Below are 15,310 nucleotides of genomic sequence, written 5' to 3'. Positions count from 1 at the left end.
CTCCTTCAATTCAGAACCATATCCACCTCAAAACTTTCGCTCAGATTTTAACTATTGTTATTAAACAACCTCTAAACCATGAAACCTTAGATAACCCTGCGGGGTTACTAAAAAACAGAATCAAAAACCACGACGGATATGGCAACAGCAAGATCCCTACAAGTAAAACTGGCGCTCATGAATTTCCTCGAATTCGGAGTCTGGGGCGCCTACCTGATTTCTTTAGGCAACTACCTGGCACGCATCGGACTGGCAACCCAGATCGGATGGTTCTACACGGTCCAGGGCATCGTCTCACTCTTCATGCCCGCCATCATCGGCATCCTCGCCGACCGCTGGATCCAGGCCCAGAAGATGCTCAGTCTCTGCCACATCCTCGCCGGCTGCTTCATGGGAGCGGCGGGAATCTACTGTCTGACCACATCGCAGGTCGAATTCGGACCGCTGTTCGCCCTCTACACCCTCTCCGTGGCCTTCTTCATGCCGACCATCGGCCTTGGCAACTCCGTGGCCTTCAACGCCCTGACAGGCGCCGGACTCGACACCATCAAACACTTCCCCCCGATCCGCGTCTTCGGCACCGTCGGCTTCATCTGCTCGATGCTCTTCGTCAACTTCACACAGTTCCAGACCAACGCCTATCAGCTCATCACCTCAGCCGTGCTGAGTTTCATCCTCGCCGCCTACGCGCTGACCATGCCCGTCTGTCCGGTCAAGAAAGGACAGAAAAGCTCCATCTCCGACACCCTCGGCCTGAAAGCCTTCAAGCTCTTCAAGCAGAAACGCATGGCCATCTTCTTCATATTCAGCATGCTCCTTGGCGTATCGCTCCAGATCACCAACTCTTACGGCAACGCTTTCATCACCTCGTTTGAAAACCTCGCCGAATTCGCCGACACCTGGGGCGCACACAACGCCAACGCCCTCATCTCACTGTCGCAAGTCAGCGAAACCCTCTGCATACTCCTGATCCCCTTCTGCCTCAAGCGCTTCGGCATCAAGGGAGTCATGCTGATATCAATGTTCGCCTGGGTTCTCCGCTTCGGATTCTTCGGAATCGGCAACACCGGCAGCGGCCTGAGCCTGCTGATCCTCTCCTGCATCGTCTACGGTGTGGCATTCGACTTCTTCAACGTCTCCGGAGGCCTCTACGTCGACAACGAGACATCGAGCGACCTGCGTTCGAGCGCCCAGGGCCTTTTCATGATGATGACCAACGGTCTCGGAGCCACCGTCGGCACCCTCTGCGCCCAGGCAGTGGTCAACCACTTCGTCTTCTCGCAGACAACCCCCGAAGGACAGCACGACGGATGGGTCACCTCCTGGATGATCTTCGCCGGCTATGCCCTCGTGGTCGCCGTCCTCTTCATGTTCATCTTCAAGGATGACAACAAGAAAGCCTCAGCGCAGATGGAAAAGGCCGTCACCGCTGAAAGCAACTCAGCCGCCGACGGACTCGTCAACGACTGATTACAGAACATGCATACTCAGACCAAAGAAATGATTCAGTTTTTCGCACCCGACATAGCCTCCTCTCCCGAACTGCCCGAAAGCGACTCGCGCCACGCCGTGAGAGTGCTGCGCATGCGCGAGGGCGACGAACTCCAGGTGATCGACGGCCGCGGCAATGTCTATCAGTGCCGCCTGGCCGACGCCCACTCCAAACACGCCTCCGTCGAGATCCTCTCCGTAGCCCCGCAGCCGCTCCCCTGGAGCCAGCGCCTGGTTGTGGCCGTCGCCCCCACCAAACACATGGACCGCATGGAGTGGCTCGTCGAGAAGATGACCGAGACAGGGGTCAACACAATCATCCCCCTGCTCTGCGACCGCAGCGAACGGCGCGAAATCAAGACCGAAAGGCTCGAAAAGATCGCCGTCGCGGCCATGAAACAGTCGCTCAAAGCCACACTGCCGACAATCATGCCGATGACCCCGCTGCGCGAAGTGGCCGCGATGATGCCCGACGCCCAGCGGATGATGGCCTACTGCGATCCGGCCATCCCGCGGGTGGACTTCGCGCGGGCCTACCGTCCGGGCCTCGACACCCTGATCCTCATCGGACCCGAAGGCGACTTCTCGCCCCCGGAGATCAGACTCGCCCTCGACTCAGGCTTCCAGCCGGTCACCTTAGGCAACAACCGCCTGCGCACCGAGACCGCCGCCCTCTATGCCCTCTCGGCCTGCCACATCCTCGATCAGAGCGCCACGGCAACATAAGGCAGCCCTCGACGCAGATCCGACCCCTCATCCTCACCGGAAAACCGATCATAAACACCACGGTGACGCCCCTCCCGGCCCACTCTCCACGGCCCTGACCGGCAGACACCGCCCCCATATCACAATTCCAATTTCTGCAATGAATCTAAGAAAAATCGCCATCTCGCTTCTTCTCTCAGCCGGCGCCGTCAGCTTCACAGCCTCGGCCGAAGCCCCCAATCCGATGAAAGAAGCCCTCATGAAAGCCTATCAGGCACTTCTCGACGAAGATCCCCACGACTCCGAGACCCTCTTCCGCCGCGCCAACGAATATTACCTGCAAAACGACTATATCAAGGCACTCGACGACATCAACAACGCCCTGAAATACATGCCTGAAGACGATCTCGACACCCGTTTTCAGGCCATGCAGCTGCGCGCCAACATCAACATGATGCTCCACCGCTACGAACAGGCCGTCGGCGACCTCAACTCCGAAATCTCGCTCGATCCGCAGAACTACGTGGCCATCTACCAGCGCGCCACAGCCCTCTACGAGCTCGGACGCTATCCCGAAGCCAAAGCCGACTTCCGCCTGCTCCAGCAGCGCAATCCCCGCAGCCAGGAAGCCCTCTTCGGCCTGGCCCGCATCGCCGTCAAGGAAAACAACCTCGGAATGGCCAACGAACTCTGCGACAAAGCCGTCGAACTGACCCCCTCGAACAGCCAGGTCTACCTGCGCCGCGCCTCCGTCCGCACCCTCGCCGGAAATGAACAGGGAGCCGTCGACGACTACATCACCGCCATCTCCACCGACCAGGAAAACACCCCCCGCGCCCTGCGCGAGCTGGTCGAGATCTCCAAGACAAACTACCCCGTGGTCATCGCCGGGCTCTCCACAGCCATCCGCCAGGCCCCGCGCAACGGCATGTACTACTTCATCCGCGCCATGATAGCCCAGGGCCACTGCAACTACCTCGCAGCCATAGCCGACTATGACCGCATCATCAACGAAAACCTCGACTCCTACCCCGGTCTGAACGCCGCACTGGCCGAATGTTACTACGCACTGGGAAAATTCGACACCGCCCTGCTCAACATCGACTACGCCATCAGCGCCACCCGCGACAACGAGCGCTACTACGTGATCAAATCCCAGATCCAGCGCGCACTGGGCGACTATGACAGCGCCCTGACCTGCGCCGAAAGCGCCCTTGAAAAAGAACCCGACTCAAACGAAGCCCTCATCGCCAAAGCCCTCGCCCAGCTGCGCCTCGGCAACAGCGCCGACGCCTCCGTCTGCCTCAGCGAAGCAACAATGAACGCCCCTGAGGACCCCTATCTCGCCATAATCCGCGGATGGGTGCTCAAAGACTACCGCCGACAGAAGAAAAACGCCGACATGAGTTTCGAACGGGTCCTCGACATGGACTTCGACCATGACCAGATCAAATCATACCGCGGATTCGCCCTCCTCCAGCTCGACCGCAAGGACGAAGCCGACCGCTGGGTAGAACGCGTCCTCGCCACTGCCGACGACTATGACGGCGAAGTCAACTATCTCGCCGCCTGCTACTACGCCCAGGCAGGCAACAAGGACAAAGCCTTCAAATGCATGGCCGCCTCTCTGGAAAAAGGCTATGCCAACTACTACAACTGGACCGTCAACACCGAAGCCGGAGTCAACGTAGAGCCTCTGCGCAAAGACACCCGCTTCGACAGTCTGCTCAAACAGCACTCCGCCATCTTCGGACGTTAAAAAACAATAAAACCGATTTCAACACCTTCCAATCAAGGTGCAAAATGTGGCCGGCCTTTTACACAAAGGCCGGCCACTTGTGTGTTTCGGAACCGTAATAATCTCTATGTTAGAGATATACCCACAACCTAAATATCCGATAATCCAATCCAATAGCCGTTCTGGCAAAAGCCAGATCACAGGCATTCCCAAAACTTTAACATTCAGGTTTAACTATTAATTACACTTTAATATCTTGAATTTCGTTTTTTTTGCTTAATTTTGCCAAATGTTTAAGTATCTCTAACATAGAGATGCTGCAAGATTTATGCCATCACATTTCGACTATCAGCGGTAAACAACAATAATCTATAATATCCAAATCTAAACCATGCGTGTATGAATTTTAGTCAGAAACTCCGTTACTGGTTTGTCTTCTTGCTGACCGTAACCTTCTCACTTTCAATCTGCGCCCAAAACATTTCCGTAAGCGGAACAGTAATTGACGACACCGGCGAGCCCCTGCTCGGCGCCACCGTCATGCAGAAAGGGACCCAACATGGCGTTGCCACCGACCTCGACGGCAACTTCACAATCAGCGTTCCGGCCAAAGCCATCCTTGTGGTCAGCTACATCGGCTATGACAACAAGGAAGTGCCTGTAAACGGCCAGACCCACCTCGACATCACCCTCTCCACCAATGCAACAGTGCTTGACGAAGTCGTCGCCATCGGCTACGGCACAGTCAAGAAAAAAGACCTCACCGGCGCCGTCAGCTCAGTCACAGGCTCTGAGCTTGCCAAAGTTCCCGTGACCACCGCAGCAGCAGCCCTCCAGGGCAAGGCAGCCGGTGTGAACATCGTGTCTCAGAACGGTGCCCCCGGTGCTTCGATGAACATTACCGTCCGCGGCGGTGCTTCGCTCACCCAGAATACGGAACCGCTCTACATCGTCGACGGGTTTGCAATGTCTAACGCCCTCCAGAACATCGACATCAACGACATCGAGACAATCGACGTGCTGAAAGACGCCTCATCTACCGCCATCTACGGTGCCCGCGGTTCAAACGGTATCATCGTGATCACCACCAAATCTGCCTCCGCAGGCAAGACCAAAGTCGACTACAACGGCTTCGTTTCTTTCGACAAACTGTCAAAGAAACTCAGCATGATGAAAAATGTCCGCGACTATGTAGGCTACCAGTATGAGCTTGCCGAACTCCAGGGCAAAATCAACACCTGGTCAACTGCCTATGACGATGCCTACGGTATCGACATGGACGACTTCTACACCGGAGCCTTCGACCGTATCGCATCACGCTACGGCGACAATCCCTATTCAGTCGACTGGCAGGACGAGGCATTCGGCGGCCATGCAACCACCCAGAACCACAACGTCTCCATCTCGACCGGTACTGAAAAGACCCGCGTTCTTCTTTCTTACAACCATGTCGATCAGGAAGGTCTTCTCGCCAACCACGACTACAAGCGCAACTCACTCCGCGCCAAAATCAATGCCGAACTCTGGAAAGGTGTAAAGGTTGACTTCAGTTCTTTCTTCTATGACAACCTGACTCATGGCGGGGGCAACTACGGCCACATGGACTATGTGCTCCTTCAGCCGATCAACGGCGGTACACTCTTCACCCAGGATCAGCTGATGAACTCCGAGACCTCAATCCAGCTCAAGAAACTCGACAGCTTCTATAACCTCAACAACCCGCTTGTCCAGAACCTCGCTTCTGTTTCGTCAAGCCACACAAAGCGTTTCGAAGCCAACGCCGGCATCACCATCGACTTCCTCAAGCACTTCTCATGGCGCACACAGGGCAACTACACCACCTCGTGGGGCAAGGGAACAAGCTTTGCTGACGAACGTTCCACCGGCTATCTTTCCGACCCCGTAAACACCGGTATGCAGGGTTCTATCAAAAACTCAAGCAGCTCCGGCTGGCACATCTCCAACACACTCAACTTTGTCAAGACCTTCGCAGAGAAACATGATCTCAGCATAATGGTAGGTCAGGAGTATTCTTTCTCCAAGAGCGACAAGAACAACTGGACGATGCGCAAGTTCCCCTATCCCAACCACGGCCTCAACGACATCAAGAATGTCGAGGTTTCAGAAAAGGAATCAGGTTATTCTGAAAGCAACATGCTCTCGTTCTTCGGTCGTGTGAACTACGTCTACGATGACCGCTACCTCCTGACCGCCACAATGCGTGCCGACGGTTCTTCGAAATTCGCAAAAGGCAACAAGTGGGGCTACTTCCCCTCAGCTTCGGCTGCATGGCGCGTGAGCCAGGAAAAATTCTGGCAGGAAGCAAAGGTAGCCGAATGGTTCAACAACCTCAAATTCCGTGTAGGCTACGGTGTCACCGGTAACAACGGCATCGGTTCAAATCTCTATGTAACCAATGCTTCGATGACCACCTACCCGATGGACAACGACGAAAATTCTCCGGCCTATGTTGTAGGCTCCACTCTCGGCAATAAGAACCTTAAGTGGGAGACTCTTCACGCTACCAACGTCGGTCTTGACCTGGGCATGTTCAACAACCGCCTGAACCTTACAGTCGAATGGTACAACAACCAGATCTCCGACATGCTCATGAACTGCGTGATCCCGACCTCTACCGGCTACTCCAAGCAGTATCAGAATGTGGGCAAGATGCGCAACCGCGGTTGGGAATTCCAGCTCAACACCGTCAACATCGCCACCCGCAACTTCCAGTGGACCTCAACCCTCAACCTCTCTCTCAACAAGTCAAAAGTGCTCTCGCTTGAAAGCGGCGAAGACCACAAGACATTCAGCGCCGGCGGAAGCCGTTCGGGCACAGTGACCTACTACGCCACAGTCGGCGAAAGCCTCGGTGACATGTACGGCTACAAATATGAAGGCATCTACACCACCGATGACTTCGAAATCAATGCCGACGGCACCTACGGCGACCTCAAGGAAGGCGTTGTCCGTCCCTACTCAGGCACACCCAAGCCCGGTGACATGAAATTTGCAGCCGACACCGAAAACGAAGACGGAACCAAGCAGTTCACCCGCAAGCTCGTCAAGATCGGCAACGGCACTCCCGACGTGATCGGTGGTTTCAGCAACTCATTCACCTACAAAGGATTTGACCTCAACGTGTTCATGAAGTTCAACATCGGCAACGACATCTACAATGCCACCAAACATGCCATGAGCCCCTACGCACCGTTCGAGAACGTCCCCACTGAATTCGGCAACAACTACTACCGCCTCATCGACCCTGCAACCGGTCGCGAGACAAAGGACGTCGCACTCCTCCAGTCACTCAACCCCAACGAGTCCGGCCGCACATGGAGCCTGTCAAAGACAAATTCAGAATACATCTCCTACCCGAACTCTTACTTTGTTGAAGACGGCAGCTACCTGCGCCTCGCACAGGTTACTCTCGGCTACACCTTCCCTGCAAAATGGATGAAGAAAGTCCATGTCAGCAACCTGCGTCTCTACTTCACAGCCAACAACCTCTGCACCATCACAGGTTACTCCGGCTATGACCCCGACGCATCTGCCAAAAACGACAACATCATCTGTACTCCCGGTTACGACTCGTCGACCTACCCCCTCTCACGCAGCTACGTTATCGGTCTCAACCTTTCGTTCTAACCTCAGTAGTCCAATATCAAGAATCCAACATGAAAAAGAACAAAATATATAGCATTCTCGCAGCTGCCTTTCTCTTCGGAGCCGCGCCGGTGCTTACATCGTGTGATGACCTGCTCGACAAACCGTCCTTCACTGCCGACGACCTCGATTTCGTCTTCTCTGACGAAAACAAGGCAGATCTTTACGTAAAAGGCTGCTACCGCGCACTTGTTTTCTCTGAACTCTGGCGTCCGTTCATTGATCCGGGTGTCACCGTAATCAGCGAAGACGCGATCGACGGCGGACGTCCGCGTTCGGCAAACTTCGCCTATGACCCGATTCTTCCCGCGACAGCAACAACCATTTACAGCCAGTCCTACAAGACTATTGAAGCCTGCAACGTCGCTCTCGAACGTCTTGCAGGACTCCATGAGACTGACAAGGTCAAGGCTCTGATCGCCGAGGTAACATTCATCCGCGCTTTCGCCTACAACGAACTCATCCGTTTCTACGGCGATGTCCCCGCTGCGTTCTCTCCCATCAGCGAATCGCAGAACCAGTCCTGGTATCCCAAGCGCACTGACCGCGACGAAATCTATGACCGCATCATCAAAGAAATGCAGGATTGCGTCAACGATCTTCCCTGGTTCTCCGAATCGAACTACGGCGCCGCACCCGAACGCCTCACACGTCAGGCCGGCAAAGGAATCCTCGCACGTATCTGCCTCTACGCCGGCGGATACTCTCTGCGCTGGAACACCGAGACCAACGATGCCTCATCGCTCCACTTTGACCGTCGCCCCGACGAAGCCCGTGTGAAAGAGCTTTATGAAATCGCCGACCAGGCCCTCTATGATGTCATTGAAAAAGGAGAAAACAGCCTCATCACCCAGGGTCGCGACGGCATGAGCCCTTACCAGACTCTTTTCTACAACTACTGCCAGCGCAACTTCGGTATCAGCTCTCAGGAAATGATGTGGCAGATCGCCCAGCTCGGCGAAACAACAAACTCTGATTTCGGTATCTACAACGGCCAGCCCGGCTGTATGGGCGGTGCATTCGGAGGTCGCAAGACTCTTCAGGTGAAACTCCCCACCTACTATCTCTCGTTTGACCCCGCCGATATCCGCCGTGATGTCATCTGCGCCAACTACTCAATCACATTCCTTTCGGATTCCGAAAAATTCGACGGCACAAACTGCGCCACCACATACTCGTCCATCATGCCCGGCAAATACCGCATCCAGTGGTGCCAGGCTCCTTATGCCGCAGCAAAGCGCAATGTCGATGTACCCCTTCTGCGTTATGCCGACATCCTTCTGATGTATGCCGAGACCCAGAACTTCCTCCACGGCCCCAACGATGCCGCCAAAGCAGCCCTCAAGCAGGTTCGCGACCGTGCAGGAATCGGCTCGATGCCTATCGCTGCCGCCAACAGGGATGAATTCCTCGAAACCATCATGCAGGAACGCAAATGGGAGCTCGGTGACGAACTTCTCGTCCGCGGCGACCTCATCCGCATGAACCTTATCGAGAAGGAAATCCGTCAGGACCAGCAGGATCTTAAAGATCTCTCAGACCGCACAGGCAAATATGCCGACGTTCCCGGCCTGCGTCTTGTGAAACTCGAAATGAGCTCCAGCGAATATGGCGAAAAATTCCTCACAGTGCCCTATATCGACATCACTGATCAGGCTGAGATCTCAAAACTCACCGCAATGAAGAATGCCTCTACCGCAAGCAACCGCAACAAGCACAATCAGGCTATCAAGGAAGTGCTTGCCGCACATGGCATCACTCCATCCGACAGTGAAGTCTGGTACACAGTCAACATGTTCCAGGCATGGACAAGCACCTACAACAAGAACTCCCGCCGCTGTGCAGGCTACACACCCGCTGCGATAGCTGCCCTTAACATCGGCTCTTCGGTCTACACAAAACCGCTCGCAAGTTCTGAAAACGGAGGTGAGTATCCCGACTGGGTTGCAGGCGAATACGGCATCTATCACGGATTTGTCAAGAACAAGACCGAACTCTGTCCCTTTGCCGGCAAGAGCGCAGGCCATCCGCTCATCGACAATCCCAACCTCACTCAGCACCCGGCCTACAAGTAATCGGCCTCTGACTGCTCAAAACTGAAAGTCTTTCATGACCTCTGTGTTAAACAGCGGTCAAAACAACCGCAACAGGAACGGAATTTTGAATTCTCCGTTGCCCGGCAGAAAAAAATTCCGTTCCTGTTTTTTCAAATATCATTTGGTCATTATTAACCAATAAATTTTATATCCTATCAAACATTTCTACACAATGAAAAAATCATTAATCCTCTCAGCAGCTCTTTTCGCTGCTCTCGGAGCTAATGCTGAAGTCTTCACTTACGACTTCAATAACACTCCTCTCTACTGCAAGGCTATCTTTGCCGAAGCAGGCTCTATCGTAGACGAAGCTACCGAACTCGAAGGTCTCGGTTTCAGCTCAAACTATGATTTCATCGACAAAACCGGCATGGCCAAAAACACCTGCGGATCGATGTTCAATGTAAAAAATTCAGATGGTAAATGGGAAGCAGTGAAAAACCGCTGCATCGACCTCGTCGACGGTCAGACCTATACTCTTTCTGGCGAAGAGGGCGAATTCACTGCCATTGACATGACCCACCCCTTCATCTGCTGGGATCAGGAAGGTGCCGGCCCGGCCCGCACACTCCTCATGAAAGGCTGGGGTGGAACCCATGCTGTCGGCTCTGACTACGGCGCAGCTACTGAAGCCGATCATGTTGAGTCTACTCATGCAATTGCTTTCAACCGCAACGCAAACACCGGCAGCCGCACAGGAACTTACGTACAGTTCCCCGAAATCGGCAACCCCACCAAGCTCACAATCTGGATCGGCCATGCAGGCGGCAAATACATTGACAAAGGCCTCTATGCTGAAGTAACTCCCGTTGTCAACGGTGTTGCAGGCGAAACAATCGCTGTCCAGGGTCCCGCTGATGCCACTGCCAAACGCTACTACAAGCAGGAAGTCGCTCTTCCCGCCGGCCTCACCGGCAATGTCGCATTCCGCATCGGTTGCGGCGGCAGCGAACTCGGCATCTACCACGTTGTGATGGAAGGTTCGGCAGTTGATCAGTCAGGCATTGAAGACATCATCGCCAACCCCGCAGCTGACGAAAACGCCCCCATCTACAATGTTATGGGTATTCAGGTTGACGAAAACTACAAGGGTATCGTCATCAAGAACGGTAAAAAATACATTCAGAAATAATCAGCGCTGCTGATCCTGTTTTAAGAATCAAATTACCCCGCAGGGTTGCTAACCGACCCTGCGGGGTTTTCAAAATCTAAATATCTGTTTAATTTTTCAACCATGAAATTTCTTAAAAAACTTGCCCTCGCCGTCTGCTCTCTTTCCTTGGGATTAGGAGCAATGGCAGCCGACGACAGCAGCCTTCTCGCATTCCCCGGAGCCGAAGGCTTCGGCCGGTACACAACGGGAGGCCGTGGCGGTGAAATCTACCATGTCACAAATCTGAACGACTCCGGAGTCGGATCTCTGCGTGATGCAGTCAGCAAACCGAACCGAATCGTTGTCTTTGACGTCAGCGGAGTTATCGAGCTCAAATCGACACTCGTTTTCAGCGGCAACCTCACAGTCCTCGGCCAGACCGCACCCGGTGAAGGTATCCAGGTCTACGGCAACCGCGTCTCTTTCTCAAACGCAAACAACATCATCGTCCGCTACATCCGCTTCCGCATGGGTACTAAAGGCGATTCCGGCAAGGATGCAGCAGGCGTGGCCAGCGGTCATGACATGATTTTCGACCACCTCTCGGTTCTTTGGGGCCGTGACGAGAATTTCTCTATCTCATCAAACTCAAAAGGAACCGGACCGCAGAACATCACTATCCAGAATTCAATCATCGGTCAGGGTCTTCAGTCTCACTCCTGCGGTGGTCTTATCCAGACCGACGGCGGCGTGACCCTCTACCGTAACCTATATATCGAAAACAAGACCCGTAACCCGAAAGTCAAGGGCCTCAACCAGTATGTCAACAACGTTGTCTACAACTGGGGCGACGGCGGATGCTACATCATGAGCGACTCTGAAGGTGACTCTTGGGCTGACATCCAGAACAACTACTTCATGAAAGGTCCCTGGAACGGCGCGACAAAACCATTCTCCCGCGGCAAACAGGGTTTCAGATTCTTCGGTGCAGGCAATTACTATGACGACAACAAAAACGGTGTGCTCGACGGCCACCTGATGACTGTCGAAGAAATGCTCGGAACACAGAGCGACGGCTCTCAGAGCATCTATCTTGAAAGCATCGATGCCGTCAACGCTGTGATCGACGAATTCAACACAGCCAATGCCGATAAGATCGCTGCCGGAACGCAGTGGAAAGTCCAGCACATAACTCCGATACAGAACATGATGACTGCCGAAGAGTCTTATGCCTGGATTCTTGAAAACGTAGGTCCGACACTCCCTGCCAGAGACGAAGTGGACCAATACATTATTGACGAGCTCGCGTCATACGGCTCAAAGGGAACAAAAAATGGTATCAGCGGCGAATCACAGCTTCCTCACAAAGGAACCGGTGTCCTCTCCGGCGGTGTGAAGCCTCTCGACACTGACGGCGACGGTATGCCCGACGAATGGGAAATCGCCAACGGCCTCAATCCCAACGATGCTTCCGACGCTGTGGCCATCGCAGCCAACGGCTACATGAACATCGAGAACTATGCCAACTCCATCACCGAGGCTTTCCCCTACATCAAAAAACCGATCAAGCTCGCTCTCGGCACCCCGACCAAGACCACTGTCTCTCTCAGCTGGGACATCAACAAGAACACCGAATGCGGTTTCGTAATCGAGGTTTCGGCTGACGGCGGCGTGACCTTCACTGAAGTGGCCACTGCTCCCGCCGGAACAGCTTCGACCGAACTCACCGGCCTCAACCCGATGACTCAGTATCAGGTGCGCCTGCGCGCAACTGACGGCAAGGGTCTCTACTCGGACTTCACCGACACTCTCTCGTTCGAGACTCCCGGCGATCCGACAGCACCCTTCGCTTCAGAACTCATCTTCCCCGCCAACGGCGCCAAGGAAGGCATTGCCAACGGCATCAACTTCACCTGGAAGAACGACCGCAAGGCCTATGGCGGCGATCTGACTTACAGCCTCTACCTCGGCACCGATGCTGAAAACCTCACCGTTGCCGCTCAGGGTCTGACTGCAACCGAATGGAACTGCACCACTCTCGAAGCCAACAAGACCTACTTCTGGCGCGTCGATGCCACAAACACTCTCGGCACAACTCCCAGCGAGGTTTACAGCTTCACCACGACCGCAGGCGGTGTGCTCTTCTACACTGACTTCCACACATGCCCCGCATCCTATGCCGCAAAATACGGTTCGATCTCTGCCAACACCAACATCTTCAACGCCGCCAACCAGCGCGCTGAATTCGACGGTATGGTGATCGGCTCCGGATCCAACGCCATCCGCGTCGTAGCTATGAAAGATTGCTTCTCTGAAGACCTTAACGCCGACTACGGCCCCGCTACTGAAGAAGACCGCGGAGCAACCTCCTGGGTTCTCCAGTTCAACACCACCAAGGCAGGCGGCTACATCGAGACTCCCGAAGTGCAGGGTCCCTGCGTGCTGACCGTCTACTTCGGCAACACAGGCTCTTCTCAGCAGACAGTCAAGATCGTCACCATAGCAGGCGGCGAGGAAAGCACCGAAAGCTACGCCATCGGCGCCAAGAAGCGCATCTTCAAATACACCAAGACCTACACCAACGCCGGTGCAGTCAAGTTCCGCATCGACGCCAACGGCAAGAAGTTCAACATCAACGACATCCTCGTGGAGCGCTACGTTGCCCCCGAAGGTGACCAGCCCCTCGAACTGACCTCAGGCGAACAGATCAACAACATCGCCTACACCGACGGCAACATCAGCCTCGGTTTCAACCAGGAGATCAAATACAACGGCGGAGCCTCAATCTCCGGACAGAAGAGCTTCGAGGACATCACCGTGGCAGCCGGCGGCACCCGCATGACCGTGAGCTACGAAGCCCTCGACGCCAACTCGGAATATGTCATCAACTTCCCCGCAGGTGCCCTGACCGACGTCAGCGGTGAGAAATCGTTCGTTGGCGAAGTGAAGCTCATCACCGGTGACTTCCCCCGCGCCAAGGAAAGCGGCGAGACCCACTGGGGCAAGGCCATCAAGACCCTCCCCGCCAACTTCGCTCCGTTCAACACCGTGGCACCCTTCGAAACCGTCGGCGGCCTCGTGCAGGACAAGCAGAACGACTACCCCCACTGGTGCTACACCGCCGGAGGCACTAACGCAGGCGAAGTAACCGCCGACCACGTGACCTTCCGTTCGGCTTCAAGCAACGACAAGGTGATGGCCTACTTCGACGGCACTGCCAAGAAAATCTACCTCGAAGTATCGGCAAGCGAAGGCTCGGCCTGCCGCCTCAAGATCCAGGAGACCCGCAACGCCGACATCGCCCCGACCTGGCGCACCATCCGCGTCCTCTCTCAGGACGAACTTCCCTTCAAGGGCGAGCTCGAACTCAACCCCGAATCGCGCTTCGTGAAGATCGTCCCCGCCTCTGTCAGCGGCGACGTCACCCTCAACGCCTTCCGCATCTCCGACGCCCAGGGCAACTTCGGTCCTGACTTCAGCGGCATCGCCTCTGTCATCGCCGACAACGTGACCGTCAGCACCACCGCCGACGGCATCCGCGTCAGCGGCCTCTCTGCCGGCAAGACCGTCAGCGTCTATGACATCGCAGGCCGCACCGTGGCAAGCGCCCGCTCCAACGGCTCTGACACCGAACTCACCCTCTCCAAAGGTGGTTTCTACCTTGTCAGCGTAGAAGGCAAGACCTTCAAGATCCGCTTCTGAAACTGACCGCAAGTCAGTCTGACATAAGCCCGCTATCCCGCGCCGCCTCCGCTAACCGGAGGCGGCGCGTTGGTTAAATAATGTTTCATAGATTTAATTTCCGTGTCAAAACTTCCCGCCATTCGGGAATTAATGCTTACATTTGTGATATAATTCAGACAAGCATGGCTGCCAACCTTCAGCAACGGGTCGATAAAATCGAAGCAAAGGCCGCGCTCATCCTTGAGCGCTACGAGCTGATGCTGCGGGCCAGGCAGGAAGCCGAAAACCGGGTGAGAGAGCTCACCGGCACTGTGGAGCGCCTTGAGCGCACCATCGGCGACCTTAACCGGCAGATCGAATATCTGAAAGTGGCCTCGGTGCTCACCCCCGACCACAGAGACGTTGAAGCCACGCGCGCAGTGCTGTCTGAGTTAGTGCGCGAAATCGACAAGTGCATCAACCAGCTAAGCATTTGATGACTGAAAAGATTCTCAATATTTCAATCCGCATAGCCGACCAGCCGAGAATGGCCCTGCGCATCCCCGCCTCACAGGAAGAGGTGGTCCGACGGGCCGAGGCCAACATCAACGAACTCTGGCGCAAATGGTCTGCGATGGCGGAATTCAAAGATAAATCCTCAGCCGAGATACTGGCTATGGTGACCTTCAGGTTTGCCCAGCTCTATTTCAGCTCCGAGGAAGCGTCGCAGAAGGTCGACAAGACACTGGAGAGCCTGGAGAAGAGTCTCAACCGCATCCTCCACGATCTTCCTGACGACACCGACAGCTGACACGCCGCCTCATCTCCGGCGTCCCCCGTCACTCCGCCCCGAAGACC

9 protein-coding genes are annotated in these 15,310 nt (G+C 55.0%); all 9 read left to right on the top strand.

Annotated elements, in window-relative coordinates; translation table 11 throughout:
* The first annotated feature begins 138 nt into the window (after positions 1-138).
* The 9 genes from K2H17_RS04695 (at position 139) to K2H17_RS04655 (ending at position 15,263) form a co-directional block, all read left to right on the top strand.
* Positions 139-1,470: an MFS transporter gene (locus tag K2H17_RS04695; RefSeq protein ID WP_300132016.1), complete on the top strand. Its 1,332-nt coding sequence runs from the start codon at positions 139-141 to the stop codon at positions 1,468-1,470.
* 30 nt (positions 1,471-1,500) lie between these two features.
* Positions 1,501-2,217: a 16S rRNA (uracil(1498)-N(3))-methyltransferase gene (locus K2H17_RS04690; protein WP_300132014.1), complete on the top strand. Its 717-nt coding sequence runs from the start codon at positions 1,501-1,503 to the stop codon at positions 2,215-2,217.
* 139 nt (positions 2,218-2,356) lie between these two features.
* Positions 2,357-3,955: a tetratricopeptide repeat protein gene (locus K2H17_RS04685; protein ID WP_300132012.1), complete on the top strand. Its 1,599-nt coding sequence runs from the start codon at positions 2,357-2,359 to the stop codon at positions 3,953-3,955.
* A gap of 378 nt (positions 3,956-4,333) precedes the next feature.
* Positions 4,334-7,582 carry a TonB-dependent receptor gene (locus K2H17_RS04680; protein WP_300132009.1) on the top strand — a complete coding sequence of 1,083 codons (3,249 nt, stop codon included), beginning with the start codon at positions 4,334-4,336 and terminating at the stop codon, positions 7,580-7,582.
* A gap of 29 nt (positions 7,583-7,611) precedes the next feature.
* The gene (locus K2H17_RS04675) at positions 7,612-9,675 is read left to right on the top strand and encodes a RagB/SusD family nutrient uptake outer membrane protein (RefSeq protein WP_300132006.1); all 2,064 of its coding nucleotides are present in this window, start codon (positions 7,612-7,614) and stop codon (positions 9,673-9,675) included.
* Positions 9,676-9,868: 193 nt separating this feature from the next.
* Positions 9,869-10,828 (top strand): hypothetical protein, encoded by a 960-nt coding sequence (locus tag K2H17_RS04670; RefSeq protein WP_300132004.1) that lies wholly within the window; start codon positions 9,869-9,871, stop codon positions 10,826-10,828.
* Between the two features lie 102 nt (positions 10,829-10,930).
* A complete protein-coding gene (locus K2H17_RS04665) occupies positions 10,931-14,491 on the top strand; it encodes a fibronectin type III domain-containing protein (protein WP_300132001.1) in 3,561 nt (1,186 codons plus the stop codon).
* Positions 14,492-14,571: 80 nt separating this feature from the next.
* Positions 14,572-14,949 (top strand): hypothetical protein, encoded by a 378-nt coding sequence (locus K2H17_RS04660; protein WP_300131998.1) that lies wholly within the window; start codon positions 14,572-14,574, stop codon positions 14,947-14,949.
* A complete protein-coding gene (locus tag K2H17_RS04655) occupies positions 14,949-15,263 on the top strand; it encodes a cell division protein ZapA (RefSeq protein WP_300131995.1) in 315 nt (104 codons plus the stop codon). The genes K2H17_RS04660 and K2H17_RS04655 overlap by 1 nt, the downstream gene beginning before the upstream one ends.
* Positions 15,264-15,310 lie beyond the last annotated feature (47 nt).

The organism is Duncaniella sp. (assembly GCF_029054785.1).
Taxonomy (GTDB): domain Bacteria; phylum Bacteroidota; class Bacteroidia; order Bacteroidales; family Muribaculaceae; genus Duncaniella.
The sequence above is the reverse complement of the archived record's forward strand: the minus strand, read 5'-3'. Positions and strand labels throughout refer to the sequence as shown.

What these genes read in the sequence shown, in the direction of transcription:
- K2H17_RS04685 (WP_300132012.1), top strand. Translation starts at nt 2,357, where the DNA reads ATGAATCTAAGAAAAATCGCCATCTCGCTTCTTCTCTCAGCCGGCGCC.
- K2H17_RS04670 (WP_300132004.1), top strand. Translation starts at nt 9,869, where the DNA reads ATGAAAAAATCATTAATCCTCTCAGCAGCTCTTTTCGCTGCTCTCGGA.
- K2H17_RS04695 (WP_300132016.1), top strand. Translation starts at nt 139, where the DNA reads ATGGCAACAGCAAGATCCCTACAAGTAAAACTGGCGCTCATGAATTTC.
- K2H17_RS04665 (WP_300132001.1), top strand. Translation starts at nt 10,931, where the DNA reads ATGAAATTTCTTAAAAAACTTGCCCTCGCCGTCTGCTCTCTTTCCTTG.
- K2H17_RS04655 (WP_300131995.1), top strand. Translation starts at nt 14,949, where the DNA reads ATGACTGAAAAGATTCTCAATATTTCAATCCGCATAGCCGACCAGCCG.
- K2H17_RS04690 (WP_300132014.1), top strand. Translation starts at nt 1,501, where the DNA reads ATGATTCAGTTTTTCGCACCCGACATAGCCTCCTCTCCCGAACTGCCC.
- K2H17_RS04675 (WP_300132006.1), top strand. Translation starts at nt 7,612, where the DNA reads ATGAAAAAGAACAAAATATATAGCATTCTCGCAGCTGCCTTTCTCTTC.
- K2H17_RS04680 (WP_300132009.1), top strand. Translation starts at nt 4,334, where the DNA reads ATGAATTTTAGTCAGAAACTCCGTTACTGGTTTGTCTTCTTGCTGACC.
- K2H17_RS04660 (WP_300131998.1), top strand. Translation starts at nt 14,572, where the DNA reads ATGTTTCATAGATTTAATTTCCGTGTCAAAACTTCCCGCCATTCGGGA.